Below are 26,772 nucleotides of genomic sequence, written 5' to 3' on the forward strand. Positions count from 1 at the left end.
GCCGATTCTGTCGGCCTCTCAAGCAAAAAAGCCGGAGGCCGGCGCGAGCCGACCTCCAGCTTCAGACTGCTTGCAGCAGGTCTGCATCGTATTAACGACGCAGGCCCAGGCGAGCGATCAGTGCGCTGTAACGAGAGGTGTCCTTGGACTTCAGGTAGTCCAGCAGCTTACGACGCTGGTTGACCATACGGATCAGACCACGACGGCTGTGGTGATCTTTGCCGTTGGCCTTGAAGTGACCTTGCAGCTTGTCGATGTTGGCGGACAGCAGGGCAACCTGCACTTCCGGGGAACCGGTGTCGCCTTCGCTCTGCTTGAACTCGTTTACGATCTGGGCTTTGTCTTCAACGCTCAGTGCCATGATAGGGCTCCTCTGAGGAACAGGCCGGGATGGATCCCGTGCTTAAGGAAAGAGGTGTGACCGTGCCTGCTGACAGCCACCCTCGGTATCGGTCTAGGACCGAATCAGTCTACGGGGAGCAACCTGCCCCTCGTCGTCAATCTCGCCGATGCCGATGAAACGACCTTGGTCGTCCTGCACCCGCATCAAGCCGAATTTCGGTGCATTGGCCGCCCGAACGGGCTGACCGTGCAACCAGTAGTAGGCGCTGTGCTGCGTCAACTGCACCAGCGGCCAGTGCTCCAGGCCACTGTCGACCGGCAGCAGGAAGCGATCCAGCGCTTCGGAACCGCCTTCGGCGTGCGCCGCCTCCAGCTCTTCCAGGCTGATGGCCTGCGCCAGGCCAAAGGGGCCGGCCTGGGTGCGGCGCAACTCGGCCACATGGGCACCACAGCCAAGACGGGCGCCGAGGTCTTCGACCAGGGTACGCACATAGGTGCCCTTGCTGCAGGCCACTTCCAGCGTCGCGCGATCTTCCTGCAACGCCAGCAGTTCCAGACGGGCAATAGTAACAGAACGCGCCTCGCGCTCCACTACTTCCCCGGCACGCGCCAGCTTGTACAGCGGCTGACCGTCGCGCTTGAGCGCCGAATACATCGGCGGAATCTGCTCTATCTGGCCGCGGAAGGCCGGCAGCGCCGCCTGGATGGCCGCTTCATCGACCGCGACCGCCCGTCGCTCCAGCACTTCACCCTCGGCATCGCCGGTGGTGGTGGTGACGCCCAGTTGCGCCACGGTGCTGTAGCCCTTGTCGGCATCCAGCAGGTACTGGGAAAACTTGGTGGCCTCGCCGAAGCACAGTGGCAGCACGCCGGTAGCCAGGGGATCCAGGCTACCGGTGTGTCCGGCCTTCTCGGCATTGAGCAGCCAGCGGACCTTTTGCAGGGCGGCGTTGGAGGAGAAGCCGCGCGGCTTGTCCAGCACCAGCACGCCGTGCACCTGGCGGCGAATACGCTTGACCTGGGCCACCCCTATTCCTCCCCTTCGTGGCGACGATCTTCGGCGACCGCGCGCTCGATCAGGGCCGACAGCTGGGCACCGCGACGGATGCTCTCGTCGTACTGGAAGCTCAGTTGCGGAACGGTGCGCAGCTTCATCGCCCGGCCCAGCTGCTGGCGCAGGAAGCCGGCGGCGTCCTTGAGGATGCCGATGTTCTGCTTGATGGCGTCGGCATCGTCGTTCTTGCCCAGGACGGTGATGTGCACCTTGGCATGGGACAGGTCGCGCGCGACGTCCACACCGGTGATGGTCACCATGCCCAGTCGCGGATCCTTGATCTCGCGCTGGATCAGCAGTGCCAGTTCACGCTGCATCTGATCACCGATGCGCTGGGTACGGCTGAATTCTTTGGCCATGTCGAAACTCTCGTACGAAAGGCCGCAGACACCAGGCCTGCCAGCCATGAACCTTGGAAACGCGAACGGCAAGTCCGGACCTGGCAGGGTTCTGCCAGGTCCGCGACCTGCCGTCCTGGTGCAGGGTCGTCGTTACAGCGAACGGGCGACCTGAACCTTCTCGAACACCTCGATCTTGTCGCCGACGCGTACGTCGTTGTAGCTCTTCACGCCGATACCGCATTCCATGCCGGCACGGACTTCGGCCACGTCATCCTTGAAGCGACGCAGGGATTCCAGCTCGCCTTCGAAGATGACCACGTCTTCGCGCAGGACGCGGATCGGACGATTGCGGTGCACCATGCCCTCGGTGACCATGCAGCCGGCGACGGCGCCGAACTTGGGCGAACGGAAGACGTCACGCACCTCGGCGATACCCAGGATGTTCTCCCGGACGTCACTGCCCAGCATGCCGGTCAGCGCCTTCTTCACGTCTTCGATGATGTCGTAGATGACGTTGTAGTAGCGCATGTCGAGGCCTTCCTGCTCGACGATCTTCCGCGCCCCGGCATCGGCCCGGACGTTGAAGCCGAACAGCACGGCATTGGAAGCCAGCGCCAGGTTGGCATCGCTCTCGGTGATGCCACCGACGCCACCGCCGACCACCCGCACCTGGACTTCGTCGTTGCCCAGACCGGACAGCGAGCCCTGCAGCGCCTCGAGGGAGCCCCGCACATCGGACTTGAGCACGATGTTGAGGGTCTTCTTCTCGTCCTGGCCCATGTTCTCGAAGATGTTCTCGAGCTTGCCGGCGTGAGCGCGGGCCAGCTTGATCTCGCGGAACTTGCCCTGACGGAACAGCGCCACTTCGCGGGCCTTCTTCTCGTCGGTCAGCACGGTGAGCTCGTCACCGGCATCCGGGGTGCCGTCCAGGCCAAGGATCTCGACCGGGATGGACGGACCGGCTTCCTTGATCGGCTTGCCGTTCTCGTCGAGCATGGCGCGGATGCGGCCGAAGTTGACGCCGACCAGGGCCATGTCGCCCTGACGCAGGGTACCGTTCTGCACCAGCACGGTAGCCACCGGACCACGACCCTTGTCCAGGCGCGATTCGATGACCACGCCGCGACCGGGTGCTTCCGGGGTAGCGGTCAGTTCCAGGACCTCGGCCTGCAGCAGGATGGCTTCGAGCAGTTCGTCGACGCCGGTACCGGCCTTGGCCGAGACGTGTACGAACTGGGTGTCGCCGCCCCACTCTTCCGGGATCACCTGACGACCGGCCAGATCGTGCTTGACGCGATCCGGGTCGGCATCGGGCTTGTCGATCTTGTTGACCGCCACGACGATGGGTACACCCGCCGCCTTGGCGTGCTGGATGGCTTCCTCGGTCTGCGGCATGACGCCGTCATCGGCCGCGACGACCAGGATGACGATGTCGGTGGCCTTGGCACCGCGGGCACGCATCGCGGTGAACGCGGCGTGGCCAGGGGTATCCAGGAAGGTCACCATGCCACGCTCGGTTTCCACGTGGTAGGCACCGATGTGCTGGGTGATGCCACCGGCTTCGCCCGACGCGACCTTGGCGCGACGGATGTAGTCCAGCAGCGAGGTCTTGCCGTGGTCGACGTGACCCATGACGGTCACCACCGGCGCGCGGTGCAGGGCCTTGCCGCCCTCGAACTTGAGGGACTCGGCCAGCTGATCTTCCAGCGCGTTCTCGTTGACCAGCTTGACCTTGTGGCCCAGCTCTTCGGCCACCAGCTGCGCCGTCTCGCGGTCGAGCACCTGGTTGATGGTGGCGGGAGACCCCATCTTGAACATGAACTTGATGACTTCGGCGGCCTTCACCGACATCTGCTGAGCAAGCTCAGAGACGGTGATGGTCTCGCCTAGATTGACTTCGCGCACTACAGGTCCTGTCGGGCTCTGGAACCCGTGTTGGTTTCGCTTCTTGAGTCGCGACTTGCCACCGCGACCACCGCGCCGGCCAAAGCCTTCTTCCTCGTCGTCGCCACTGCGCACGGTACGGGGAGCTGCGACCTTGTCCTTGATCGACGGGCGATGTTGGGCGTTCTTGCGCTCGCGACGCTCGTCTTCGTCGCGCTTGCTGCTCGGCGCAGGATGCACGGGACGACGCGGCTCTTCGCGCTTGCGCTCGCCGGCCGGATCGGCCTTCTTGACCTCGGCGGCAGCCTCGGCAGCGGGTTGCTGCTCGGCCACCACGGCCGGGGCTTCCGACGCGGCCGGTGTCGCAGCCTCGGCGGCGACCGCCTGCTGCTGCGCGGCCTGGGCAGCGGCTTCGGCCTGCTGCTGGGCAGCCGCTTCGGCGGCGCGCTGAGCTTCTTCCTCGGCACGTGCCTGGGCCGCAGCCTCGTCGGCCGCGCGCTGGGCTTCCTGCTCGCGGCGCTGTTCGGCCTCGAGTTCAGCGGTACTGCGCTTGACGAAGGTCTTCTTCTTGCGCACTTCGACGCTGACTGTCTTGCTGCCGGCCACTTTCAGCGTGGTCTGGGTCTTGCGCTGCAGGGTGATCTTGCTCGGCTCGTCGAGCTGCGCCGTCCCCTTGAGATGCGTCAGCAGGGCCTGCTTCTCCGCATCGCTCACCAGCTGCTCAGCACTGCTGTGCGTCAGACCTGCCTCGCGCATCTGCTGTAGCAGACGTTCCACCGGCGTATTGACCGTTTGGGCCAGTTCTTTCACCGTGACTTGCGTCATGCACTTCTCTCCTCAGACTGCGCCGCTTACTCGAACCAATGGGCACGGGCAGCCATGATCAGCTTGCCGGCACGCTCTTCGGTCATGCCGTTGATGTCGAGCAGGTCGTCGATCGACTGCTCGGCGAGCTCTTCGCGATTCACCACGCCACGCTGGGCCAGCGCGCTGGCGAGCTGGGGGTCCATGCCGTCGAGGGTCAGCAGATCTTCGCTGGGGCTCTTCTGTTCTTCGGTCGCGATGGCCCGGGTCAGCAGGCGATCCTTGGCCCGGGTACGCAGCTCGTTGACGATGTCTTCGTCGAAGCCATCGATGTTGAGCATCTCTTCCATGGGCACGTAGGCCACTTCCTCGAGGGAGGTGAAGCCTTCTTCCACCAGCACCTGCGCCAGCTCCTCGTCGACATCCAGCTCGTCGATGAAGCGCTGGATGATGTCGCCGGTCTCGGCCTGCTGCTTGGCGTTGATGTCCGCCTCGGTCATCACGTTGAGCGTCCAGCCGGTCAGCTGACTGGCCAGGCGCACGTTCTGACCGCCACGGCCAATGGCCTGGGCCAGGTTGTCCTCGGCGACGGCGATGTCCATGGTACGGCTGTCTTCGTCGACGATGATCGAGGCGACTTCGGCCGGGGCCATGGCGTTGATGACGAACTGCGCCGGATTGTCGTCCCAGAGGACGATGTCGACCCGCTCGCCACCCAGCTCACCGGATACCGCCTGGACGCGCGAACCGCGCATGCCGATGCAGGCACCCTGGGGATCGATGCGCTTGTCCTTGGAACGGACGGCGATCTTGGCCCGCGAACCCGGATCCCGGGCGGCGGCCATGACATCGATCAGCTGCTCGGAAATTTCCGGCACCTCGATGCGGAACAGCTCGATCAGCATCTGCGGATCGGTACGCGACAGCATCAGCTGCGGACCGCGGTTCTCCGTGCGGATTTCCTTGAGCAGGGCACGCAGACGCACGCCCATGCGGAAGGTCTCGCGGGGAATGATGTGCTCGCGCGGCAGCAGCGCCTCGGCATTGTTGCCCAGGTCGACGATCACGCTGTCACGGGTGACCTTCTTGACGGTACCGGAGATGATCTCGCCGACCTTCTCGCGATAGGCGTCCACCACCTGAGCCCGCTCGGCCTCGCGCACCTTCTGCACGATCACCTGCTTGGCGGTCTGGGCGGCGATCCGACCGAATTCGATGGACTCGATCTTTTCTTCGATCACTTCACCGGCCTTGACGCCGGGATGCTCTTCCTGGGCGTCTTCCACCGTCAGATGCGAATCGGGCAGCTGATAGTCTTCGTCTTCCACCACGGTCCAGCGACGGAAGGTTTCGTAGCTGCCGTTGTGTCGGTTGATCGACACCCGCAGATCCACATCTTCTTCATAGCGCTTCTTGGTAGCCGTGGCGAGAGCCAACTCCAGTGCCTCGAAGATGACGCCGGGTGGAACACCCTTCTCGTTCGAAACAGATTCCACTACCAGCAGAACTTCTTTGCTCATCTTACGCCTCGTATTCGCAATCCTTGGGATCCGCGGTCTCGCGCTCAAATCACTCGAAACGGGGAACGACGTTGGCCTTGTCGATCATCTCGATGGGCAGCAGATACTCATGCTCGTCCACCTGCACCACGACGTCCTGGTCTTCCACACCGCGCAGCAAACCCTGGAAATTACGTCGCCCTTCGAAGGGCGACCGAAGTTTGACCTTGACCTGTTCACCGGCGTGGGCAGCGAATTGCTCCAGCGTGAACAGCGGTCTATCCATACCGGGGGAAGACACCTCGAGGGTGTATTCATTGGTGATGGGATCTTCCACATCGAGTACGCCACTTACCTGGCGACTGACGGCCTCGCAATCTTCGACGAGAATGCCGTTGGGATGATCGATATAGACACGCAGTAGCGAATGCCGCCCTTGGGAGATGTACTCGACACCCCAGCAGACATAGCCAAGCGCCTCGACGACGGGGGCCAGCAAGGCCTGCAACTGTTCTAGCTTGCTCGACACCTGGTTGCCTCGCGTTTTTTGAGAATAAAAAATGGGCATTACGCCCATCCCTAAGAGGTCTGCGCAAGAAAGCGCGACCCGAACTGTCCAGCCAACAAAAAGCCCCTATAAAGGGGCTTTAAAAAACTGGTTGCGGGGGCTGGATTTGAACCAACGACCTTCGGGTTATGAGCCCGACGAGCTACCAGACTGCTCCACCCCGCGTCAAAGCTGGAGCGAGATTATATTCAACTGAACTCTAGGAGTCAACCTACTCTCTCGCCGCGTCCTGCAGGACGTCTTTGCTATTTGGTGCCGAAGATGGGACTCGAACCCATACAGCCTGTGGCCACTACCCCCTCAAGATAGCGTGTCTACCAATTCCACCACTTCGGCATGAAACTTTTGAAACCTACTTGGACTCCTGGGGCACGTCCCCGGAAGTACCACCCTGGGCAGCGCTAGGCTGGCTCAGGGGAACATCGTTACCATCCTGCTTCGGCTGAGGAGCCTGCTGGACCGGCTGAGTGGGCAGACCCACTTCGCGCAGACTCAGCGCATGGTTCTTGGCGAAGTACGCCAGACCCAGGCTAGTCGCGAAAAAAACCGCGGCTAGTATAGCAGTAAAGCGACTCAGAAAGGTAGCAGAACCTTGGCTACCGAATACGGTACCCGAGGCGCCCGCACCAAAGGATGCACCGGCTTCGGCACCCTTGCCCTGCTGCATCAATACCAGCACGATCAGGCCAAGCGCCATCAGCAAGTGGATCACGACAACTGCAGTTTCCAACATTATCCACGTCCTGCAGCGCGGCAAATCGCACTGAACTCTTCAGCATTCAGGGAGGCCCCACCTACCAGCCCCCCATCGATATCCGGCATGCCGAACAATTCGGCAGCGTTGGCGGCCTTGACACTGCCGCCATACAACAACTGAAGGCCTTCAGCGACCCCAGCATCGGCCTCGCGCACCAGGGCGCGAATCGCCGCATGAACCTCTTGCGCCTGCTCCGGCGTCGCCGTGAGCCCCGTACCTATCGCCCAGACCGGCTCGTAGGCCACGACGGCATTGGCGAACGCTGCCACTCCAACCGCATCGATGACCGCCTTCAGCTGGCCACCCACCACGTCCAGAGTGCGCTCGGCCTCCCGCTCCTCACGGGTTTCGCCGACGCAGAGCACGGGAATCATCCCGCCCTCCTGAATGGCCGCGAATTTCTTCGCCACCACCACATCATCCTCGCCTAGCAGCGCACGTCGCTCGGAGTGCCCCACCAGTACGTAGCGGCAACCGAATTCTGCCAACTGGGTCGAGGACACCTCACCAGTCAGAGCCTTCTCGCCCGCGACGGGAGCACAGGTCTGAGCTCCCACCATCAGCGACGTTCCCGCCAACGCTTCAGCCACCCCTGGCAGATGCACCAATGTCGGAATCACCACGACATCGACACCCGCCGCGCCATCCAACCCTTTCAAGCCTGCGACCAGCGCCGACACGCCTTGCAGCGAGCCATGCATTTTCCAGTTACCGGCAACCAGGGAACGACGCATGCGTTTTACCTCAGGGAGCGAAGTGGGCGCAGATGTTACTCAATCGAAAACAAGCATGCAAGCAAATCAAGCACATACCTCGGTTATCAACTGAGCGAGGGCTTCCGCATGGGCCCGCACCTCTCGTTCGTTCTCGCCCTCGACCATGACCCGCAACAGCGGCTCGGTCCCGGATTTGCGCAGCAGCACCCGTCCCTTGCCGGCCATCTTCTCGGTCACCTCGGCACTGGCCTGCTTGACCCGTGGATGCTCCAGGGGATCCTGGCCGCCACCGAATCTCACGTTGATCAGCACCTGCGGGCACTTGCGCAGCGCCATGCGCGCCTGGGCCAGGGTCTGGCCGGCATTGCGCAGGGCGATCAGCACCTGCAGCGCGGCGATGGTGGCGTCTCCGGTGGTGGTGTACTGGCAGCAGACCACGTGCCCGGAATTCTCGCCCCCCAGCACCCAGTTGCGCTCCAGCAGTTCGGCCATCACATAGCGATCCCCGACCTTGGCGCGCACGAAGGGAATATCCAGCTCGGCCAGGCCCAGCTCGAGTCCGAGATTGCTCATCAGGGTACCTACCACCCCACCCTCGAGGCGGCCGCGGCGCTTGAGGTCGCGAGCGATCAGATAGAGGAGCTCGTCGCCATCTACCGCCGCCCCGGTGTGATCCACCATCAGCACCCGGTCGCCGTCGCCATCGAAGGCGATGCCAATGTCGGCATGCTGGTCGAGCACTGCCTGCTGCAGCCCTTCCAGGTGAGTGGAGCCGCAATCCTTGTTGATGTTGAGTCCGTCCGGCTGCACGCCCAGCACGCTGACGTCCGCCCCCAGTTCGCGGAAGACGCTGGGCGCGATCTTGTAGGTAGCGCCATTGGCGCAATCCAGCACGATCTTCATGCCGGCGAAGCTGGTCCCGGTAGGCACACTGCTCTTGCAGAACTCGATGTAGCGCCCGGCGGCATCATTGATGCGCGAGACCTTGCCGATACGCGCCGAGTCGACCACGGTCATGGGCGTATCGAGCAGTTCCTCGATCATGGTCTCGAGTTCATCGGGCAGCTTGGTGCCGGCGCCGGAAAAGAACTTGATGCCATTGTCGTAGTAGGGATTGTGCGACGCACTGATAACGATGCCGGCGCTGGCCTGGAAGGTCCGCGTCAGGTAGGCGATCCCTGGCGTGGGCATGGGACCGAGCAGCATGACGTCGGCGCCGGCGGCGGACAGCCCGGCTTCCAGTGCCGATTCGAACATGTAGCCCGAGTTGCGGGTGTCCTTGCCGACCAGCACCCGGCAACCACCGCGGCTGCGAAAGGCGATACCGGCCGCCCAGCCCAGCTTGAGCATGAAATCCGGGGTAATGGGATACGTCCCGACCTTGCCGCGAATGCCATCGGTTCCAAAATACTTTCTTGCCATCAGTTCTGTTCCTGCCTGAAGCCTTCGACTGCGGTGATCATCTTCACCACGTCCACCGTTTCCGCCACATCATGGACCCTGAGGATCTGCGCGCCCTTGACCAGTGCCAGCGCCGCCAGGGCCAGACCGCCCGCCAGACGACCTTCCACAGGCCGCCCGGTGACCGCGCCGATCATGCTCTTGCGCGAGACACCCACCAGCAAGGGTAGCCCAAAGGCGAGCAACTCGGCCTGTCGCCTGAACAGTTCGAGGTTGTGCTCGAGGGTCTTGGCGAAGCCATAGCCTGGATCCAGCACCAGCCGCTGACGGGAGATGCCGACCGCTTCGCAGCGGGCCACCTGCTCGGCGAGAAAGGCGCCTACCTCGCCTGCGACATCGGCATAGACGGGCGCCTGCTGCATGGTGCCGGGCTCGCCGCGCATGTGCATCAGGCAGATCGCCAGGTCGGTCGCGGCCGCCGTCTCGAGGGCACCGGGCCGACGCAGCGAGCGCACGTCATTGATCAGACCGGCACCCGCCCTGGCGCCTTCGCGCATGACCGCGGGCGTGGAAGTATCCATGGAAATCACGACATCGAGCTCGCGGGCGATCGCCTCGATCACCGGCACGACCCGATCGAGCTCTTCCGCTTCGGATACTGCGGGCGCCCCCGGGCGCGTGGACTCGCCCCCGACATCGATGATGGCCGCACCCGCCGACACCATTCCCTCGGCATGGCGCAGGGCGCTCTCGACCGCCGTATAGCGACCACCATCGGAAAAGGAGTCGGGAGTGACGTTGAGGATGCCCATGACTTTGGGCGCGTCAAAAACAAGAACCCGATTGCCGCAAGGCAATCGGGTCGAAGGAAGCGGATTGAACATGGGTGTTTCAGTGTTCTCCGGCCGGACCACCGATGGGGGTTTCCGGACGATCGCTACCACTCTGCGGCGCCGGAGCGTCACCGGTAGGACCGCCACGGTCATGCCAGTCACGCGGCTCACGCGGGACCTTGCCGGCCATGATGTCGTCGATCTGATCGGAGTCGATGGTCTCGTACTTCATCAGGGCATCGGCCATGAGTTCGAGCTTGTCGCGGTTCTCGTCCAACAGGCGCTTAGCCGTGCCATAGCAGTCGTCGATGATCCGGCGAATTTCCAGGTCGATCTGCTTGGCGGTCTCGCCCGACATGTTGCCGGCGCCGCCACCACCCGAACGACCCAGATAGCCTTCGTTCTCTTCCTCGCCATACAGCAGCGGGCCGAGTTTCTCGGACAGGCCCCACTTGGTGACCATGTTCCGCGCCAGGGAGGTCGCGCGCATGATGTCGTTGGAGGCACCGGTGGTCACCCCCTCGAAGCCCAGGGTCATTTCCTCGGCGATACGGCCGCCGAACAGCGAGCAGATCTGACTTTCCAGCGCACGCTTGGATAGGCTGTAGCGGTCCTCCTCGGGGAGGAACATGGTTACGCCCAGTGCGCGACCACGAGGAATGATGGAGACCTTGTAGACCGGATCGTGTTCGGGCACCAGGCGACCGACGATGGCGTGACCCGCTTCGTGGTAGGCGGTGTTGCGCTTCTCCTTCTCGGACATGACCATGGTCTTGCGCTCTGCGCCCATCATGATCTTGTCCTTGGCCAGCTCGAACTCGCGCATGTCGACGATGCGCTTGTTAGCGCGGGCGGCGAACAGCGAAGCCTCGTTGACCAGGTTGGCCAGATCGGCACCGGAGAAACCCGGGGTACCGCGGGCGATGACGCCGGCGTCCACGCGCTCGCCGACCGGCACCTTGCGCATGTGCACCTTGAGGATCTGTTCGCGACCGCGGATGTCCGGGAGACCGACCACCACCTGGCGATCGAAGCGGCCGGGACGCAGCAGGGCCGGGTCGAGCACATCAGGACGGTTGGTAGCAGCGATGACGATGATGCCATCGTTCATCTCGAAGCCATCCATCTCGACCAGCAGCTGGTTCAGGGTCTGCTCGCGCTCGTCGTGACCACCGCCCATGCCGTTGCCACGGTGGCGACCGACCGCATCGATCTCGTCGATGAAGATGATGCAGGGCGCGTGCTTCTTGGCTTGGTCGAACATGTCACGGACGCGGCTGGCGCCGACACCGACGAACATTTCGACGAAATCCGAACCGGAAATGGTGAAGAACGGCACCTTGGCCTCACCGGCCACGGCCTTGGCCAGCAGCGTCTTGCCGGTACCCGGCGAGCCGACCATCAGGACACCGCGGGGAATACGACCACCCAGGCGTTGGAACTTGCCTGGATCACGGAGGAATTCGACCAGCTCGGTGACTTCTTCCTTGGCTTCGTCGCAACCGGCGACATCGGCGAAGGTGGTCTTGACCTGGTCTTCCGACAGCAGTCGCGCCTTGCTCTTGCCAAAGCTCATGGGACCGCCGCGACCGCCAGCGCCTCCCTGCATCTGGCGCATGAAGAACATGAAGACGGCGATGATCACCAGGATCGGGAAGCTGGCCACCAGCAACTGAGTCCAGATGCTCTGCTGCTCGGGCTGCTTGCCGGTGATGGTGACGCTGTTGTTGACCAGATCGCCGATCAGGCCATTGTCCTGGATCGCCGGACGGATGGTCTTGAAGGGATCGCCATCACGATGCTTACCGGTGATGACATAGCCATCCACGGTCACGCTCTCGATCTGCCCGTCCTTCACCTGCTGGATGAAGTCGGAGTAGTTGAGCGTCTGGGGTTCGTTGGGGCTGGAGAAGTTGTTCATCACGGTGACGAGCACCGCGGCGATGATCAGCCACAGGATCAGATTCTTTGCCATGTCGTTCAATTGACTACCCTCTGCGCCGGTTTCGTGGGTAAACCGTTCGAAGCGAAACCGGCAGTGACCGGTAAGTTACTACACAAAGCCTGGCCCACGGCAGACATCGTCTGTAACGCTATATGAGTCTTCTGCCTTTGACTCTAGGGCAAGGCAGACGTTGCGGCCATCAATTCTCTCAATTGCCCCTAAAACCGCGACCCAATAGATATTGCTGGGGCGATCTGGTCCCGCGACGCGGACGGCGGCGCCAGAGCCCTGCTCGAAGGACTCACGCCATCTTCGTCCCGCAGGCCCCTGGATCGATCCATCGCACTCAGCTCGCTCATATGGGGGCCCCATGAAAAATAACAAGGCCCTTCGATGCTCGCGACGAGGTCTTCGTGGCGCACCGACTTGACCGGAGGCCCGTCGCGGTGTTCCTTGAGCCGACCAGGCAGGCGTTGCAGGGCGCGCGGGTAAGTTTTCGCGTATCGCTGGGCGGCACGTGGCAGCTGGGATAAACTGTCCGGCTTTTATCCGGGGTGAATTATGGCGCTCAACAACGAGCTTAAAAAGCGGTTCAAGGCGATCGGTCATCAACTCAAGCCGGTGGTCACCATCAGCGAGAACGGCCTGAGCGAAGGCGTGCTGGGCGAGCTCGACCGTGCGCTCAACGATCACGAGCTGATCAAGATCAAGCTGGCCGTCACGGAGCGGGAAGACCGCCGGGCCCTGATCGACGAACTGTGCGCGTCGAGCAAGGCGGAGCTGGTGCAGGTCATCGGCAAGATGGCGCTGATCTACCGCAAGGCGCGCGAGCAGAATCGCAATCTCTCCAACGTGGTGCGCTATACCGTCTGACTGTCCGGCGCACGCCCAGGAACGGGCTGCAGCACCAGGATCAGACCGCAGAGCAGCAGGACCAGGTAGCCGGCCAGGGCGGTCGGCCCAGTCCAGAAGCGCGCCAGTTCGTTCTGCAGCACGACAGCCAGCGCACTGGCCAGCAGCAGCTGGCCGCGCAGATCGCGCCACAGGGCGCCCACGCCGGCCCACCACACCAGCACCACGATCTGGGTAAAGACCCCACCGCCTGCGGCGCTGAGCATCATGCGCAGCAACTCTTCACGCCCGGACTGGATCAGCAGCGGTGCCCAGCCCGCCTGGGCGAGCGCCACGGGGATGCACAGGTGCAGGGCGACCAGCGGACCGACCCAGAACACCTGAGCCAGCTGCCAGGCTGCTGCGAGCAGCCTGGCGAGCCAGCCGCTGGCGCGACGATCAGACGTGACGGACGGCGACAATTTCGTATTCGACATCGCCACCCGGGGTCTTCACCAGCACCACGTCCCCCTCTTCCTTGCCGATCAGGGCGCGGGCGATGGGCGAACCCACCGACAGCTTGCCCTGCTTGATGTCCGCCTCGTCGTCACCGACGATCTGGTAGGTCACGGTCTCGTCGGTCTCGGTGTTGGCGATCTCCACGGTGGTACCGAAGATCACCTTGCCGGTGTGCGGCAGGGCGGTCACATCGATCACCTGAGCATTCTGCAGGCGCCCTTCGATATCGCGGATCCGCGCCTCGACCATGCCCTGCTGTTCGCGGGCGGCGTGGTACTCGGCGTTCTCCTTGAGGTCACCCAGCTCACGCGCTTCGGCGATGGCCTGGGTGATCTGCGGACGCAGCTCGGTCTTGAGGTGCTTGAGCTCGTCCTCCAGGGCACGGGCGCCCTGGACGGTCATGGGGTACTTGGTCATGCCTTAACTCCTGCATGCAGATCTTGCAGCCGGCGCACGGTCTTCTCGGCGCCGAATTTCAAAGCTTCGCAAATGGCCTGGCCGCCGGCAATGGTGGTGGTGCAGCACAGCTTGTGCTGCAGCGCGTTGCGGCGGATCGAGTAGGAATCGGCGATGGACTGCCGGCCTTCGGTGGTGTTGATGATCAGGGTGACCTCGTCGTTCTTGATCATGTCGACCACATGGGGACGGCCTTCGGTCACCTTGTTCACGCGACGCACCGGCAGACCGGCCGCCTCGATCACCCGCGCGGTACCGGCGGTGGCGACGACCTCGAAGCCGAGGCCGACCAGATCGCGAGCGACCTGCACGGCTTCGGGCTTGTCGTCGTCACGCACGCTGATGAAGGCGCAGCCGGAGTTCGGCAGGATCTCGTTGGCACCCAGCTGGGCCTTGGCGAAGGCTTCGCCGAAGCTGTCGCCAACGCCCATCACCTCGCCGGTGGACTTCATCTCCGGGCCGAGAATGGGGTCGACGCCGGGGAACTTGTTGAAGGGGAAGACCGCTTCCTTGACGCTGAAGAACGGCGGAATGATCTCCTGGGTGAAGCCGACTTCGGCCAGGGTCTTGCCGGCCATGACCCGGGCGGCCACCTTGGCCAGGGACTCGCCGATGCACTTGGAGACGAAGGGCACGGTACGGGAGGCGCGCGGGTTGACCTCGATGACGTAGATGTCTTCGCCCTGCACGGCCATCTGCACGTTCATCAGACCGATCACGCCGAGCTCCAGGGCCATCTTCTTGACCTGCTCGCGGATCTCGTCCTGGATGTGCTTGGGCAGCGAATAGGGCGGCAGCGAGCAGGCGGAGTCACCGGAGTGCACGCCGGCCTGTTCGATGTGCTGCATGATGGCGCCGATCACCACGGTCTGGCCGTCGCACACCGCATCCACGTCCACCTCGATGGCGCAGTTGAGGAAGTGGTCGAGCAGCACGGGGCTGTCGTTGGACACCTTCACCGCTTCGCGCATGTAGCGCTTGAGTTCTTCTTCCTGGTAGACGATCTCCATCGCGCGGCCGCCCAGCACGTAGGAGGGACGGACCACCATCGGATAGCCGATGTTCTTGGACAGGGCCAGGGCCTCGTCTTCGCTGCGCGCGGTGGCGTTGGCCGGCTGACGCAGGTTCAGGCGCTGCACCATCTGCTGGAAGCGTTCGCGGTCTTCGGCGCGGTCGATGGCGTCGGGACTGGTGCCGATGATGGGCACACCGGCCTCTTCCAGGGCGCGGCAGAGCTTGAGCGGGGTCTGGCCGCCGTACTGGACGATGACGCCCTTGGGCTGCTCGACGCGGACGATCTCCAGTACGTCCTCCAGGGTCACCGGCTCGAAGAACAGGCGATCGGAGGTGTCGTAGTCGGTGGAGACGGTTTCCGGGTTGCAGTTGACCATGATGGTCTCGTAGCCATCTTCACGCATGGCCAGGGCCGCGTGCACGCAGCAGTAGTCGAACTCGATGCCTTGGCCGATGCGGTTGGGACCGCCACCGAGGATCATGATCTTGTCGCGACCGCTGGGCTTGGCCTCGCACTCTTCCTCGTAGGTGGAGTAGAGATAGGCGGTATCGGTGGCGAATTCGGCGGCGCAGGTGTCCACCCGCTTGTACACCGGCAGCACCTTGAGCTTGTGGCGATGGGCCCGCAGGTTCTTCTCGGTGACGCCGAGCAGCTTGGCCAGGCGCGCATCGGAGAAGCCCTTGCGCTTGAGCTTGCGCATCAGGTCGTAGTCGAGGTCGGCCAGACCCAGGGTCTTGATGCGCTCCTCGTCCTTGATCAGGTCTTCGATCTGCACCAGGAACCAGGGATCGATGCGGGTCAGCTCGAAGACCTTGTCCAGGCTGTAGCCCTGGCGGAAGGCGTCGCCGATGTACCAGATGCGATCGGCGCCCGGCACGGTCAGCTCGCGCTTGAGGGTGCCGTCGGCTTCGGGATCGGCCGGATCCAGCTTGGGATCGAAGCCGACCACGCCGACTTCCAAGCCACGCAGGGCTTTCTGCAGGGATTCCTGGAAGGTACGGCCGATGGACATGACCTCGCCCACGGATTTCATCTGGGTGGTCAGACGGGCATCGGCCTTGGGGAATTTCTCGAAGGCGAAGCGCGGGATCTTGGTGACCACGTAGTCGATGGCCGGCTCGAAGGACGCCGGGGTACGACCGCCGGTGATGTCGTTCTGCAGCTCGTCCAGGGTGTAGCCGACCGCCAGCTTGGCGGCGATCTTGGCGATGGGGAAGCCGGTGGCCTTGGAGGCCAGTGCCGAGGAACGCGACACCCGCGGGTTCATCTCGATCACTACCATGCGCCCGGTGTTGGGGCAGATGCCGAACTGGACATTGGAGCCGCCGGTCTCGACCCCGATCTCGCGCAGCACCGCCAGGGAGGCGTTGCGCATGATCTGATATTCCTTGTCGGTCAGCGTCTGGGCCGGGGCCACGGTGATGGAGTCACCGGTGTGCACGCCCATGGGATCGAAGTTCTCGATGGAGCAGACGATGATGCAGTTGTCCTTCTTGTCGCGGACCACCTCCATCTCGTATTCCTTCCAGCCGATCAGGGATTCGTCGATCAGCAGCTCGTTGGTCGGCGACAGGTCCAGACCGCGGGTGCAGATCTCCTCGAATTCCTCGCGGTTGTAGGCGATGCCGCCACCGGTGCCACCCATGGTGAAGCTCGGCCGGATGATGCAGGGGAAGCCGACCTTCTCCAGCACGCCGTAGGCTTCTTCCATGCTGTGGGCGATGCCCGAGACCGGGCAGGCCAGGCCGATATCCTTCATGGCCTTGTCGAAGCGCGAGCGATCCTCGGCCTTGTCGATGGTGTCGGCGTTGGCACCGATCATCTCGACGCCGAATTTCTCCAGCACGCCGTGACGCTCCAGGTCCAGGGCGCAGTTCAGCGCGGTCTGGCCACCCATGGTCGGCAGCAGGGCGTCGGGGCGCTCCTTCTCGATGATCTTGGCCACGGTGGCCCACTTGATCGGCTCGATGTAGGTGGCGTCGGCCATCGACGGGTCGGTCATGATGGTGGCCGGATTGGAGTTCACCAGGATGACGCGGAAGCCTTCCTCGCGCAGGGCCTTGCAGGCCTGGGCGCCGGAATAGTCGAACTCGCAGGCCTGGCCGATGACGATGGGGCCGGCCCCGAGGATCAGGATGCTCTTGATGTCTGTACGCTTAGGCATGGGCTTCTCGAATGCAGGTAATCAGGTCAGGGTTGCGGTGGCCAGCTTCACACCGAACCCCACGAACAGGGCGCCGACGCCACCGGTGGCGCCCGCGCTGAGGCGACGCCGCTGACGGAACCAGGCCGCCAGGCGAACGCCGCAGAAAATCAGGAACGACAGGTAGCAGAAGCTGATCGCTTCCAGTACCGCGCCCAGCACCAGGAAGGACAGCGCCGGATGGGCGTAACCGGGGTCCACGAACTGGATGAAGAAGGAAACGAAGAACAGGATCGCCGTCGGGTTCGACAGGCTCAGCAGCAGCGCCTTGCGGAACGGCTGGTGGACGTCTTCGCGCAGGGTCGCCTCGGCCTGGCCCTGGGCCGGGCTGCGCCAGGACTTGAGTCCGCCGCGCAACATGCCCCAGCCGAGGTAGAACAGCTACGCCGCGCCCAGATACTTGAGGATCTGGAAGAACAGCGGCTCGGCCTTGAGCAGCGAGGCAACGCCCAGCGCCGAGAGCAGCATCAGCACGGCGTCACCGAGGAACACGGCCGAGGCCGCCTGGTAGCCGCTGCGAATGCCGCGCTGGGCACTGGTGGCCAGCACGAAGAAGGAATTGGGGCCGGGCAACAGGATGACGAACAGGGTCCCGACCACATAGGTCCAGAAGTCGATGACACCCAGATTCGCCAGCATGAGCGCTACCCTCCTCCCGTCTTAGCGGCGTGCCGCCATGGCCTGGATGAACTTGTCGAACAGCGGCGCCACGTCGTGCGGGCCAGGGCTCGCCTCGGGGTGACCCTGGAAGCTGAAGGCGACCTTGTCGGTACGCTCGATGCCCTGCAGGGTGCCATCGAACAGCGACTTGTGGGTGGCCCGCACATTGGCCGGCAGGCTGGCCTCGTCCACGGCGAAACCGTGGTTCTGGCTGGTGATCATCACCACGCCGCTGTCGAGATCCTGCACCGGATGGTTGGCGCCGTGGTGACCGTTGGGCATCTTCACCGTCTTGGCGCCGGAAGCCAGGGCCAGCAACTGGTGGCCCAGGCAGATGCCGAACACCGGAATCTCGGTTTCCAGGACGTCCTGGATCGCCTTGATGGCGTAGTCGCACGGTTCGGGATCGCCCGGGCCGTTGGCCAGGAAGATGCCGTCGGGTTGCAGCGCCAGGGCTTCGCTGGCCGGGGTCTGGGCCGGCAGCACGGTGATGCGGCAGCCACGGGCCACCAGCATGCGCAGGATGTTCAGCTTGACGCCATAGTCGAAGGCCACCACGTGATAGGGCAGCTGCTCGGCCGGGATCTCGGCGTGGCTGTCGGTTTCCAGCGACCAGACGCCGGAGCGCCACTCGTAGCGCTCCTTGACGCTGACTTCCTTGGCCAGGTCCATGCCCTTGAGGCCGGGGAAGGCGCGGGCCAGTTCCAGGGCGCGCTCCTCGGTGGCGTCTTCGCCGGTAAGGATGCAGCCATCCTGAGCGCCCTTCTCGCGGAGGATGCGGGTCAGTCGACGGGTGTCGATACCGGCGATGGCGATGGTGCCGTTCTCCTTGAGATAGTCCGGCAGCGACTGCTTGTTGCGCCAGTTGCTGGCCAGCAGCGGCAGGTCGCGGATGATCAGCCCGGCGGCCCACACCTGGGCGGCCTCGCCATCCTGCGGCGTGGTGCCGGTGTTGCCGATGTGCGGATAGGTCAGGGTGACGATCTGCTTCGCATAGGAAGGATCGGTCAGGATTTCCTGGTAGCCGGTCATGGCGGTGTTGAACACCACTTCGCCGACCGTGTGGCCGTCGGCACCGATGGATTCACCGCGAAAGATGCTGCCATCGGCAAGTGCGAGTATGGCTGGCTTAGTCAAGAAGACCTCCGAAAATCAAGCCTTGGCGGGCAAACGCAGGGTGCAAAAAAACGGGATGACATCTCGAAGAGTCATCCCGTTTTAATGTTGTGATTTCATTCTGCGCTAGCTTTTAGTGGATACACTAAAGCTGCATTGTACACGAATTGATCACGGCTGGCACCCCCGCAAGGGGATCAGCGCAACTCCAGCACGTCCTGCATGTCATATAGCGCCGGCTGTTTGTCCTTGAGCCAGAGGGCCGCGCGCACCGCGCCTTTGGCGAAGGTCATGCGGCTGGAGGCCTTGTGGGTGATCTCGACCCGCTCGCCTTCGCTGGCGAACAGCACCGTGTGATCGCCCACCACGTCGCCAGCGCGCACGGTGGCGAAGCCGATGGTCTGGCGGTCGCGGGCACCGGTCTGGCCCTCGCGGCCATAGACGGCCACCTCTTCCAGATCGCGACCCAGCGCCTGGGCAACGACCTCGCCCATGCGCAAGGCGGTCCCCGAAGGCGCATCGACCTTGTGCCTGTGGTGCGCCTCGATGATCTCGATGTCGACCTCGTCACCCAGCACGCGGGCGGCGGTGTCGAGCAGCTTGAGGCAGAGATTGACGCCGACGCTGAAGTTGGCGGCGAAGACGATGGGAATTTCCTTGCTCGCTTCCAGCAGGGTCAGCTTCTGCTCGGCGGTGAAGCCGGTGGTGCCGATCACCATGGCCTTCCTGGCCTTGCGGCAGAGCGCCAGATTCTGCAGGGTCACGTTGGGATGGGTGAAGTCGATGAGCACATCGAAATCATCCAGCACCCGCGCCAGATCGCCCGACAGCATCACTCCGTTGCGGCCGATACCGGCGAGTTCGCCGGCGTCGGCACCTACCAGACTGCTTTCCGGGCGATCCACCGCGGCGGTGAGACCGGCAGCGCCCTGGGTCTGCTGGACCGCCTCGATCAGGGTCTTGCCCATGCGCCCCGCGGCGCCCATTACAGCTATACGTCGCATCATCAGCTCCAGGCTGCTGGCCGGGCGCCGCCTCGCGACGGCGCCCCTGCCGGTTTAGAGGTCGTCGAAGAAGCGCTTCATGCCGTCGAACCAGCCACTGGCCCGGGGCGAATGGGAGCTGTCGCTCTGCAGGGTGTTACGGAACTCCTCGAGCAGCTCGCGCTGACGCCGGCTCAGGTTGACCGGAGTCTCCACCACCACCTTGCACATCAGGTCGCCGGCGCCGCCACCGCGCACAGGCGTCACGCCCTTGCCGCGCAGGCGGAACATCTTGCCGGTCTGGGTGCCCTCGGGAATCTTCAGCTTGACGCGGCCATCCAGGGTCGGCACTTCCAGCTCGCCACCCAGGGCGGCGTCGGTGAAGTTGATCGGCACCTCGCAATAGAGGTGCTTGCCGTCGCGCTGGAAGATCGAGTGCTCGCGCACATTGACCACGACATAGAGATCGCCACTGGGGCCACCCAGGGTCCCCGCCTCGCCTTCGCCGGTCAGGCGGATGCGGTCGCCGGTGTCGACGCCTGCGGGCACCTTGACCGACAGGGTCTTCTGCTCTTCCACGCGCCCCTGACCATGACAGGCGTTGCAGGGCTCGGGAATGATCTTGCCGCTGCCGTGGCAGCGCGGGCAGGTCTGCTGGACCGAGAAGAAGCCCTGCTGCATGCGCACCTGGCCGATGCCACCGCAGGTGGGGCAGGTGGACGCCGAGGTACCCGGCTTGGCGCCATTGCCATCGCAGACCTTGCACTCGACCAGGGTGGGCACGCGAATGGTGACCGTGGTCCCACGCACCGCCTCTTCCAGATCCAGGTCCAGGGTGTAGCGCAGGTCGGCACCGCGCTGCGGGCCGCCGCGTCCACCGGCGCCACCGCGTCCGCCAAAGAAGTCGCTGAAGACATCGCCGAAGATGTCGGAGAAGCTCGCGCCTCCCGCCGCGCCACCGAAACCGCCGCCGCCCATGCTCGGATCGACGCCAGCATGGCCGTACTGGTCGTAGGCCGAGCGCTTGCCCGCATCGGACAGCACTTCGTAGGCCTCGGCGGCCTCCTTGAACTGCTCTTCGGCAGCCGCGTCCCCCGGATTGCGATCCGGGTGGTATTTCATCGCCAGGCGTCGGTAGGCCTTCTTGAGCTCGGCTTCGCTGGCGCCGCGCTCGACCCCGAGCACCTCATAGTAATCACGTTTGGCCATAGACTTTCTGCACCTTAAATTTTCTCACCCTCCAGACACGCCAACGCGGGAGCAGGCTCCCGCGTGGCGGATCCGACGGGCCGAAGCCCGCCAGGTGCGGTAAGCACGGGGCTTACTTGTTGTCCTTCACTTCCTCGAACTCGGCATCGACCACGTCGTCGCCGGGCTTCTTGGCATCACCGTCCGCCTTGGCCGAGGCGCCTTCGGCACCGGCGCCAGCGCCCTGCTCGGAATAGAGCTTCTGGGCCAGCGGCGCGGAGGCCTGGGACAGGGCATTCATCTTGGCTTCGATGGCGTCCTTGTCGTCACCGCGTACGGCGGTTTCCAGTTCGCCAATGGCCTTCTCGATGGTGCTCTTCTCTTCCGCGGTGGCCTTGTCGCCCGCCTCGGTCAGCATCTTGCGGGTACCGTGCACCAGGGCATCACCCTGGTTGCGGGCCGCGGCCAGCTCTTCGAACTTGCGATCCTCGTCGGCATTGGCCTCGGCGTCACGCACCATCTGCTGAATCTCTTCCTCGGACAGACCGGAGGACGCCTTGATGACGATGGACTGCTGCTTGCCGGTGGCCTTGTCCTTGGCGGACACGTTGAGGATGCCGTTGGCGTCGATGTCGAAGGTCACCTCGATCTGCGGTACGCCACGCGGCGCCGGCGGGATCTCGGCCAGGTCGAACTTGCCCAGCGACTTGTTCTGCGCGGCCTGCTTGCGCTCGCCCTGCAGCACGTGGATGGTCACGGCGCCCTGGTTGTCGTCGGCGGTGGAGAATACCTGCGACTTCTTGGTCGGGATGGTGGTGTTCTTCTCGATCAGCGCGGTCATCACACCACCCATGGTCTCGATGCCCAGGGTCAGCGGGGTGACGTCCAGCAGCAGGACGTCCTTGACGTCACCTGCCAGCACGGCGCCCTGGATGGCGGCACCGATGGCGACGGCTTCGTCCGGGTTGACGTCCTTGCGCGCTTCCTTGCCGAAGAAGTCGGCCACGCGCTTCTGCACCAGCGGCATGCGGGTCTGACCGCCCACCAGGATGACCTCGTGGATGTCGGAGACGTCCAGACCGGAGTCCTTCAACGCCGTGCGGCAGGGCTCGATAGTGCGCTCGACCAGCTCTTCCACCAGGGACTCCAGCTTGGCGCGGGAGACCTTGACGTTCAGGTGCTTGGGACCGCTGGCATCGGCGGTGATATAGGGCAGGTTGACGTCGGTCTGGGTAGCCGAGGACAGCTCGATCTTGGCTTTTTCCGCAGCTTCCTTCAGGCGCTGCATGGCCAGCGGGTCACCCTTGAGGTTCATGCCGCTTTCTTTCTTGAACTCCTCGACGAGGTAGTCGATCAGGCGGATGTCGAAGTCTTCGCCGCCCAGGAAGGTGTCGCCATTGGTGGCCAGCACCTCGAACTGATGCTCACCGTCGACCTCGGCGATCTCGATGACCGAGACGTCGAAGGTACCGCCGCCCAGGTCATAGACGATCACGGTGTGGTCGCCCTTGGCCTTGTCCAGGCCATAGGCCAGGGCAGCCGCGGTGGGCTCGTTGATGATGCGCTTGACGTCCAGACCCGCGATGCGACCGGCATCCTTGGTGGCCTGGCGCTGGCTGTCGTTGAAGTAGGCCGGGACGGTGATGACCGCTTCGGTCACGGCTTCGCCCAGGTAGTCCTCGGCGGTCTTCTTCATCTTCTTCAGGACTTCGGCAGACACCTGCGGCGGCGCCATCTTCTGGCCCTTGGCCTCGACCCAGGCGTCACCGTTGTCCGCCTTGACGATCTTGTAGGGGACCATCTGGATGTCTTTCTGCACGACGTTTTCTTCATAACGCCGGCCGATCAGACGCTTGACCGCGTACAGGGTGTTCTGCGGATTGGTCACCGCCTGGCGCTTGGCCGGCTGGCCAACCAGGGTCTCGCCGTCGTTGGTGTAGGCGATGATGGACGGCGTGGTACGGGTGCCTTCGGCGTTTTCCAGTACCTTGACGTTGCCGTTTTCGAGGATCGCGACGCAGGAGTTGGTGGTCCCCAGGTCGATACCGATGATCTTGCCCATGTAGTCTTCTCCAGAAATCTCAGATTCCGCGCGGCCCGCTCAGGGGGCCTTTGATGTTCGCTTGCCTACCAGATGGGGCCGAGCGAAAGAATTTCAAGCCTTTTCGTCGATGCTCGGCTGCTGCGCTGCAGGTGCCTTGCTGACGACCACCATCGCCGGCCGCAGCAGGCGACCATTGAGCAGATAGCCCTTTTGAAACACCTTGAGGACGCTGCCCGGCTCGGCGGTGGCGCTCTCCTCCATGGCCATGGCCTGGTGGTGTTCCGGATTGAAGGGCGCGCCGTGGGGATCGACGGCCTCGACCTGATAGCGCTTGAGGGTGTCCTGCAGCATCTTCAGGGTCAGCTCCATGCCTTCACGCATGGGCTTCAAGGTCTCGTCGGTGGCGTTGGACAGCTCCAGGCCACGCTCCAGGCTGTCGAGCACCGGCAGCAGGTCGCCAGCGAATTTTTCCAGGGCGAACTTATGCGCCTTCTCCACATCCTGCTCGGCGCGACGACGCACGTTCTGCAGTTCGGCGACGCTGCGCAGCGACTGGTCCTGGGCCGCGGCGAGCTGCTCTTCGAGCGTGGCGACGCGGGCGGCGAGATCCTCGTGCTGGACGTCGCCCTGGGCGGCTTCGTGCTCGGGGGTCTGGGAGTTCTGTTCGTCGGCCATGGAGTCCTCCTGTGATATTGCCGGTGGGCGCGCCCTCTAACGGACATCGCCTTGATCGATGGCGCCTATATGGGGCCGCCGGCCGGCGCTTCAAGAGCTGTATGGATTGCCAGTGCCCGAGAGGCACTGTATAAACAACCAGAAAACCGCCTTCGGAGATCGTCGCATGCTGGTGCATCTGTCCGTCCGCAATTACGCCATCGTCGAACACCTCGACCTCGACCTCGAGCGCGGCATGACCGTGATCACCGGTGAAACCGGCGCCGGCAAGTCCATCATGCTGGACGCCCTCGGCCTCACCCTGGGCGATCGCGCCGACAGTGATGCGGTCAGACCCGGCGCCGACAAGGCCGATGTCCTGGCCAGCTTCGACACCACCGATATCCCCGAAGCGCGCCAGTGGCTCGCCGAGCGCGACCTGGAGCAGGACGGCCCCTGCCTGCTGCGCCGCGTCATTACCCGCGAAGGGCGCTCGCGCGGCTATATCAATGGCTCGCCCTGCCCGCTGGCCGATCTCAAGACCCTCGGCGGACTGCTGATCGATATCCACAGCCAGCACGAGCACCAGTCACTGCTCGGCCTCGACACCCATCGCCGCCTGCTGGACGAATACGCCGGCGCGGGCGAGCTGGTCCGCCAGGTGCAGCTCGCGGCCCAGCGCTGGCGCCAGGTGCGCCAGACGCTAGAACGCCTGACCCGCAACGGCGACGAGCAACGCGCCCGCCATCAGCTGCTCAGCTACCAGCTCGAAGAACTCGACAACCTCGCCCTGGCCGAGGGCGAGTTGCAAGCCCTGGAACAGGAGCAGAGCGATCTGGCGAGTGCCGAGCACATCCTGCTGGCCTGCCGCCAGGCCATGGACCTCTGTACCGAAAACGAGCAGGGCAATGCTCTGTCGGCGCTCAATGCCAGCGTGGCGCGCCTGACCGCCTTCGACCGCCCGCCGGCGCAGATCCAGGAGGCCAGCAACCTGCTCGCCTCCGCCCAGATCCAGATCGAGGAGGCGATGAACGAACTCAATCGCTTCGTCGATCATTTCGAAGCCGACCCGGAGCGCCAGCAGGCGGTGCAGGAGCGCCTGGACAGTGTCTACAGCCTTGCCCGCAAGCACCGGGTCCAGCCCGAGGCCCTGCTGGAGCTGCACGAACAGCTGCGCAACGAATTGCAATCCCTGGACGCCGACGACGTCGCCCTGGAGCGCCTGCAGGAAGAACTGACGGCCTTCGAGCGCCACTACCAGGAGAAGGCCGGCGAACTGAGTCGTCTGCGCGAACAACGGGCGCCGGAGCTCGCGGCCGCGGTCGAGACCGAGATGCAGCGCTTGGGTATGCCGGGTGGCCGCTTCAGCATCACCCTCACGCCAGGCAGTACCGGCGAACCCCAGCCGCTGGGCAACGAAGGCGTCGAATTCCGCGTCAGCGCCAACCCGGGCCAGCCCCTGCGCCCGCTGGCCAAGGTCGCCTCCGGTGGTGAACTGTCGCGTATCAGCCTGGCCATCCAGGTCATCACCGCCCAGACCTCGCGCACACCCACCCTGGTGTTCGACGAGGTGGACGTGGGTATCGGCGGCCCCACCGCCGAGGTGGTCGGCCAGCTGCTGCGGCAACTGGGCGAGCGGGGCCAGGTGCTGACGGTGACCCACCTGCCCCAGGTGGCGGCCCAGGGTCATCAGCACCTGTTCGTACACAAGGAGCGCGGCACCGACGAGACGCGTACCGCGGTGGCCAAGCTCGACCGCGCACGGCGCGTGGAAGAGGTGGCGCGCATGCTGGGTGGTGTCGACCTGACCCGTGAATCCCTGGCCCACGCTCGCAAGCTGGTGGTGAGCCGCTAGACGCAGGCAGCCACCGGACATGAAAAAGGCGACTCGAAGGTCGCCTTTTTCATGTCCGGGTCTTCACTTGCGCTGGCGGATGTACAGCACCAGGTTGTGATCGACCAGTTCGAAACCATGCTCTTCGACGATCTCGCGCTGACGCTTTTCGATCGAGGCATCGGTGAACTCGATGACTTCGCCGGTATCCACATCCACCATGTGATCATGGTGGCCGGTGTCGGCCAACTCGAACACGGCATGGCCGCCGTCGAAATTGTGGCGCACCACCAGACCGGCCGCTTCGAACTGGGTGAGGACCCGATAGACCGTTGCCAGCCCCACGTCCTCGCCCGCTTCCATGAGCGCCTTGTAAACGTCTTCGGCGCTCATGTGGCGCTGCTCGGTGGTGTCCAGCATCTGCAATATCTTGACGCGCGGCAGGGTCACTTTCAGACCCGCTTTGCGGAGTTCGTTGTTCTCTACCATGCTCTTTCTCGGTGCCGAGTGCTTTCGCAGCCCTCGGGAATACGGGTATGATCGGTGCTTCGTTGCCCAGCAAGATAGTGGAAGTCTCCCACCGATGCAAAACCTCAAGCAAACGCTGACCGGGCTCTCTCTGATGGGCCTAGCCATGCTCGCCGGCTGCTCTCTGCCGGGGGTTTACAAGATCGACATCCAACAGGGCAACGTCGTCACCCAGGACATGATAGACCAGTTGCGCCCCGGAATGACCCGACAACAAGTCCGGTTTATCATGGGTTCGCCGCTGATCCAAGACACCTTCCATCCCAATCGCTGGGACTATCTGTACAGCCTGCAAGCCGCCGGCGGTCAGCGGAAGCAGGAGCGTGTCAGCCTGGTGTTCAACGGCGACAATCAACTGAGCGGCCTGGCCGGCGACTTCATGCCCGGCACCAGCCGCGAACAGCAGATCATGGGTACCGACAGCGGCACCACCGTGGATCCCACCGCCCCGGCGCAACCCTCGGCACCCGCTGCCGTACCGGAAACGCCAGCCGTACCCGGCTCGACCGAAGACAACATCCAGAAAGAGATCGACAGCGCCCGTCCGGCCGCCGTGCCGACTCCCGATCGCATCCGCACCGACGGACAGTGATCCCT

The 26,772-nt window shown here is 64.0% G+C and carries 23 protein-coding genes, 2 tRNA genes and 1 pseudogene; 3 read left to right on the plus strand and 23 right to left on the minus strand.

Annotation, left to right across the window (positions count from 1 at the left end; genetic code table 11):
• Positions 1-91: 91 nt before the first annotated feature.
• From rpsO to ftsH, 13 genes are all read right to left on the minus strand, one after another.
• On the minus strand, positions 92-361 hold the full coding sequence (gene rpsO, locus POR01S_RS22095; protein ID WP_007162645.1) for a 30S ribosomal protein S15: 270 nt from the start codon (positions 359-361) through the stop codon (positions 92-94).
• Positions 362-454: 93 nt separating this feature from the next.
• Positions 455-1,369 carry a tRNA pseudouridine(55) synthase TruB gene (gene truB / locus POR01S_RS22100; protein ID WP_027601370.1) on the minus strand — a complete coding sequence of 305 codons (915 nt, stop codon included), beginning with the start codon at positions 1,367-1,369 and terminating at the stop codon, positions 455-457.
• A 2-nt stretch (positions 1,370-1,371) separates the two neighbouring features.
• Positions 1,372-1,755 (minus strand): 30S ribosome-binding factor RbfA, encoded by a 384-nt coding sequence (gene rbfA, locus POR01S_RS22105; RefSeq protein WP_042138393.1) that lies wholly within the window; start codon positions 1,753-1,755, stop codon positions 1,372-1,374.
• Positions 1,756-1,887: 132 nt separating this feature from the next.
• Positions 1,888-4,446 (minus strand): translation initiation factor IF-2, encoded by a 2,559-nt coding sequence (gene infB / locus POR01S_RS22110; protein ID WP_027601369.1) that lies wholly within the window; start codon positions 4,444-4,446, stop codon positions 1,888-1,890.
• 26 nt (positions 4,447-4,472) lie between these two features.
• Positions 4,473-5,945, minus strand: coding sequence for a transcription termination factor NusA (gene nusA, locus POR01S_RS22115; RefSeq protein ID WP_007162649.1), 1,473 nt, complete (start codon positions 5,943-5,945; stop codon positions 4,473-4,475).
• Between the two features lie 49 nt (positions 5,946-5,994).
• Positions 5,995-6,453, minus strand: coding sequence for a ribosome maturation factor RimP (gene rimP, locus POR01S_RS22120; protein WP_007162650.1), 459 nt, complete (start codon positions 6,451-6,453; stop codon positions 5,995-5,997).
• Between the two features lie 127 nt (positions 6,454-6,580).
• Positions 6,581-6,657 (minus strand) — tRNA-Met (locus tag POR01S_RS22125).
• Between the two features lie 85 nt (positions 6,658-6,742).
• Positions 6,743-6,828: transfer RNA gene (locus POR01S_RS22130), tRNA-Leu, on the minus strand.
• A 16-nt stretch (positions 6,829-6,844) separates the two neighbouring features.
• Positions 6,845-7,225, minus strand: coding sequence for a preprotein translocase subunit SecG (gene secG / locus POR01S_RS22135; RefSeq protein WP_027601368.1), 381 nt, complete (start codon positions 7,223-7,225; stop codon positions 6,845-6,847).
• A complete protein-coding gene (tpiA, locus tag POR01S_RS22140) occupies positions 7,225-7,983 on the minus strand; it encodes a triose-phosphate isomerase (protein WP_074585175.1) in 759 nt (252 codons plus the stop codon). The genes secG and tpiA overlap by 1 nt, the downstream gene beginning before the upstream one ends.
• A gap of 66 nt (positions 7,984-8,049) precedes the next feature.
• On the minus strand, positions 8,050-9,387 hold the full coding sequence (gene glmM, locus POR01S_RS22145) for a phosphoglucosamine mutase (protein ID WP_007162653.1): 1,338 nt from the start codon (positions 9,385-9,387) through the stop codon (positions 8,050-8,052).
• Entirely contained in the window at positions 9,387-10,250 is an 864-nt protein-coding gene (folP, locus tag POR01S_RS22150) for a dihydropteroate synthase (RefSeq protein ID WP_027601366.1), read from the minus strand. Before folP ends, glmM begins: the two co-directional genes overlap by 1 nt.
• 7 nt (positions 10,251-10,257) lie before the next feature.
• Positions 10,258-12,174: an ATP-dependent zinc metalloprotease FtsH gene (gene ftsH, locus POR01S_RS22155; protein WP_027599119.1), complete on the minus strand. Its 1,917-nt coding sequence runs from the start codon at positions 12,172-12,174 to the stop codon at positions 10,258-10,260.
• 531 nt (positions 12,175-12,705) lie between these two features.
• On the opposite strand from ftsH, the gene yhbY reads away from it, so the two are divergent.
• Positions 12,706-13,017: a ribosome assembly RNA-binding protein YhbY gene (gene yhbY / locus POR01S_RS22160; RefSeq protein WP_017640628.1), complete on the plus strand. Its 312-nt coding sequence runs from the start codon at positions 12,706-12,708 to the stop codon at positions 13,015-13,017.
• Here the strand turns inward: yhbY and POR01S_RS22165 are convergent.
• The 9 genes and pseudogenes from POR01S_RS22165 to grpE form a co-directional block, all read right to left on the minus strand.
• A complete protein-coding gene (locus POR01S_RS22165; protein WP_052382691.1) occupies positions 13,005-13,457 on the minus strand; it encodes a hypothetical protein in 453 nt (150 codons plus the stop codon). The genes yhbY and POR01S_RS22165 overlap by 13 nt on opposite strands.
• Entirely contained in the window at positions 13,435-13,911 is a 477-nt protein-coding gene (gene greA / locus POR01S_RS22170) for a transcription elongation factor GreA (protein ID WP_007162658.1), read from the minus strand. Before greA ends, POR01S_RS22165 begins: the two co-directional genes overlap by 23 nt.
• The gene (gene carB / locus POR01S_RS22175) at positions 13,908-17,129 is read right to left on the minus strand and encodes a carbamoyl-phosphate synthase large subunit (protein WP_042138399.1); all 3,222 of its coding nucleotides are present in this window, start codon (positions 17,127-17,129) and stop codon (positions 13,908-13,910) included. The genes greA and carB overlap by 4 nt, the downstream gene beginning before the upstream one ends.
• A gap of 21 nt (positions 17,130-17,150) precedes the next feature.
• Positions 17,151-17,807: pseudogene (gene leuE / locus POR01S_RS22180) on the minus strand (leucine efflux protein LeuE).
• Between the two features lie 21 nt (positions 17,808-17,828).
• Positions 17,829-18,965, minus strand: coding sequence for a glutamine-hydrolyzing carbamoyl-phosphate synthase small subunit (gene carA, locus POR01S_RS22185; protein ID WP_027599122.1), 1,137 nt, complete (start codon positions 18,963-18,965; stop codon positions 17,829-17,831).
• 176 nt (positions 18,966-19,141) lie between these two features.
• The gene (dapB, locus tag POR01S_RS22190; RefSeq protein WP_007162662.1) at positions 19,142-19,948 is read right to left on the minus strand and encodes a 4-hydroxy-tetrahydrodipicolinate reductase; all 807 of its coding nucleotides are present in this window, start codon (positions 19,946-19,948) and stop codon (positions 19,142-19,144) included.
• 54 nt (positions 19,949-20,002) lie between these two features.
• The gene (dnaJ, locus tag POR01S_RS22195) at positions 20,003-21,136 is read right to left on the minus strand and encodes a molecular chaperone DnaJ (protein ID WP_007162663.1); all 1,134 of its coding nucleotides are present in this window, start codon (positions 21,134-21,136) and stop codon (positions 20,003-20,005) included.
• A 112-nt stretch (positions 21,137-21,248) separates the two neighbouring features.
• Positions 21,249-23,177 carry a molecular chaperone DnaK gene (dnaK, locus tag POR01S_RS22200; RefSeq protein ID WP_007162664.1) on the minus strand — a complete coding sequence of 643 codons (1,929 nt, stop codon included), beginning with the start codon at positions 23,175-23,177 and terminating at the stop codon, positions 21,249-21,251.
• A 93-nt stretch (positions 23,178-23,270) separates the two neighbouring features.
• On the minus strand, positions 23,271-23,834 hold the full coding sequence (gene grpE / locus POR01S_RS22205) for a nucleotide exchange factor GrpE (protein WP_007162665.1): 564 nt from the start codon (positions 23,832-23,834) through the stop codon (positions 23,271-23,273).
• A gap of 166 nt (positions 23,835-24,000) precedes the next feature.
• Here grpE and recN point away from each other — a divergent pair, with 166 nt between their 5' ends.
• Positions 24,001-25,668, plus strand: coding sequence for a DNA repair protein RecN (recN, locus tag POR01S_RS22210; RefSeq protein ID WP_007162666.1), 1,668 nt, complete (start codon positions 24,001-24,003; stop codon positions 25,666-25,668).
• A gap of 63 nt (positions 25,669-25,731) precedes the next feature.
• On the opposite strand, the gene fur is transcribed toward recN, so the two are convergent.
• On the minus strand, positions 25,732-26,136 hold the full coding sequence (gene fur, locus POR01S_RS22215; RefSeq protein WP_007162667.1) for a ferric iron uptake transcriptional regulator: 405 nt from the start codon (positions 26,134-26,136) through the stop codon (positions 25,732-25,734).
• A gap of 94 nt (positions 26,137-26,230) precedes the next feature.
• Between fur and POR01S_RS22220 the strand changes: the two genes are divergently transcribed.
• The gene (locus POR01S_RS22220; RefSeq protein WP_027599123.1) at positions 26,231-26,767 is read left to right on the plus strand and encodes an outer membrane protein assembly factor BamE; all 537 of its coding nucleotides are present in this window, start codon (positions 26,231-26,233) and stop codon (positions 26,765-26,767) included.
• The last annotated feature ends 5 nt before the right edge of the window (positions 26,768-26,772 follow it).

The sequence above is a fragment of the Pseudomonas oryzihabitans NBRC 102199 genome, assembly GCF_000730625.1.
Taxonomy (GTDB): Bacteria; Pseudomonadota; Gammaproteobacteria; order Pseudomonadales; family Pseudomonadaceae; genus Chryseomonas; species Chryseomonas oryzihabitans.

What these genes read in the sequence shown, in the direction of transcription:
- nusA (WP_007162649.1), bottom strand. Translation starts at nt 5,945, where the DNA reads ATGAGCAAAGAAGTTCTGCTGGTAGTGGAATCTGTTTCGAACGAGAAG.
- rbfA (WP_042138393.1), bottom strand. Translation starts at nt 1,755, where the DNA reads ATGGCCAAAGAATTCAGCCGTACCCAGCGCATCGGTGATCAGATGCAG.
- folP (WP_027601366.1), bottom strand. Translation starts at nt 10,250, where the DNA reads ATGTTCAATCCGCTTCCTTCGACCCGATTGCCTTGCGGCAATCGGGTT.
- rpsO (WP_007162645.1), bottom strand. Translation starts at nt 361, where the DNA reads ATGGCACTGAGCGTTGAAGACAAAGCCCAGATCGTAAACGAGTTCAAG.
- yhbY (WP_017640628.1), top strand. Translation starts at nt 12,706, where the DNA reads ATGGCGCTCAACAACGAGCTTAAAAAGCGGTTCAAGGCGATCGGTCAT.
- greA (WP_007162658.1), bottom strand. Translation starts at nt 13,911, where the DNA reads ATGACCAAGTACCCCATGACCGTCCAGGGCGCCCGTGCCCTGGAGGAC.
- fur (WP_007162667.1), bottom strand. Translation starts at nt 26,136, where the DNA reads ATGGTAGAGAACAACGAACTCCGCAAAGCGGGTCTGAAAGTGACCCTG.
- dnaK (WP_007162664.1), bottom strand. Translation starts at nt 23,177, where the DNA reads ATGGGCAAGATCATCGGTATCGACCTGGGGACCACCAACTCCTGCGTC.
- recN (WP_007162666.1), top strand. Translation starts at nt 24,001, where the DNA reads ATGCTGGTGCATCTGTCCGTCCGCAATTACGCCATCGTCGAACACCTC.
- POR01S_RS22220 (WP_027599123.1), top strand. Translation starts at nt 26,231, where the DNA reads ATGCAAAACCTCAAGCAAACGCTGACCGGGCTCTCTCTGATGGGCCTA.
- dapB (WP_007162662.1), bottom strand. Translation starts at nt 19,948, where the DNA reads ATGCGACGTATAGCTGTAATGGGCGCCGCGGGGCGCATGGGCAAGACC.
- ftsH (WP_027599119.1), bottom strand. Translation starts at nt 12,174, where the DNA reads ATGGCAAAGAATCTGATCCTGTGGCTGATCATCGCCGCGGTGCTCGTC.
- glmM (WP_007162653.1), bottom strand. Translation starts at nt 9,387, where the DNA reads ATGGCAAGAAAGTATTTTGGAACCGATGGCATTCGCGGCAAGGTCGGG.
- infB (WP_027601369.1), bottom strand. Translation starts at nt 4,446, where the DNA reads ATGACGCAAGTCACGGTGAAAGAACTGGCCCAAACGGTCAATACGCCG.
- tpiA (WP_074585175.1), bottom strand. Translation starts at nt 7,983, where the DNA reads ATGCGTCGTTCCCTGGTTGCCGGTAACTGGAAAATGCATGGCTCGCTG.
- carB (WP_042138399.1), bottom strand. Translation starts at nt 17,129, where the DNA reads ATGCCTAAGCGTACAGACATCAAGAGCATCCTGATCCTCGGGGCCGGC.
- dnaJ (WP_007162663.1), bottom strand. Translation starts at nt 21,136, where the DNA reads ATGGCCAAACGTGATTACTATGAGGTGCTCGGGGTCGAGCGCGGCGCC.
- secG (WP_027601368.1), bottom strand. Translation starts at nt 7,225, where the DNA reads ATGTTGGAAACTGCAGTTGTCGTGATCCACTTGCTGATGGCGCTTGGC.
- grpE (WP_007162665.1), bottom strand. Translation starts at nt 23,834, where the DNA reads ATGGCCGACGAACAGAACTCCCAGACCCCCGAGCACGAAGCCGCCCAG.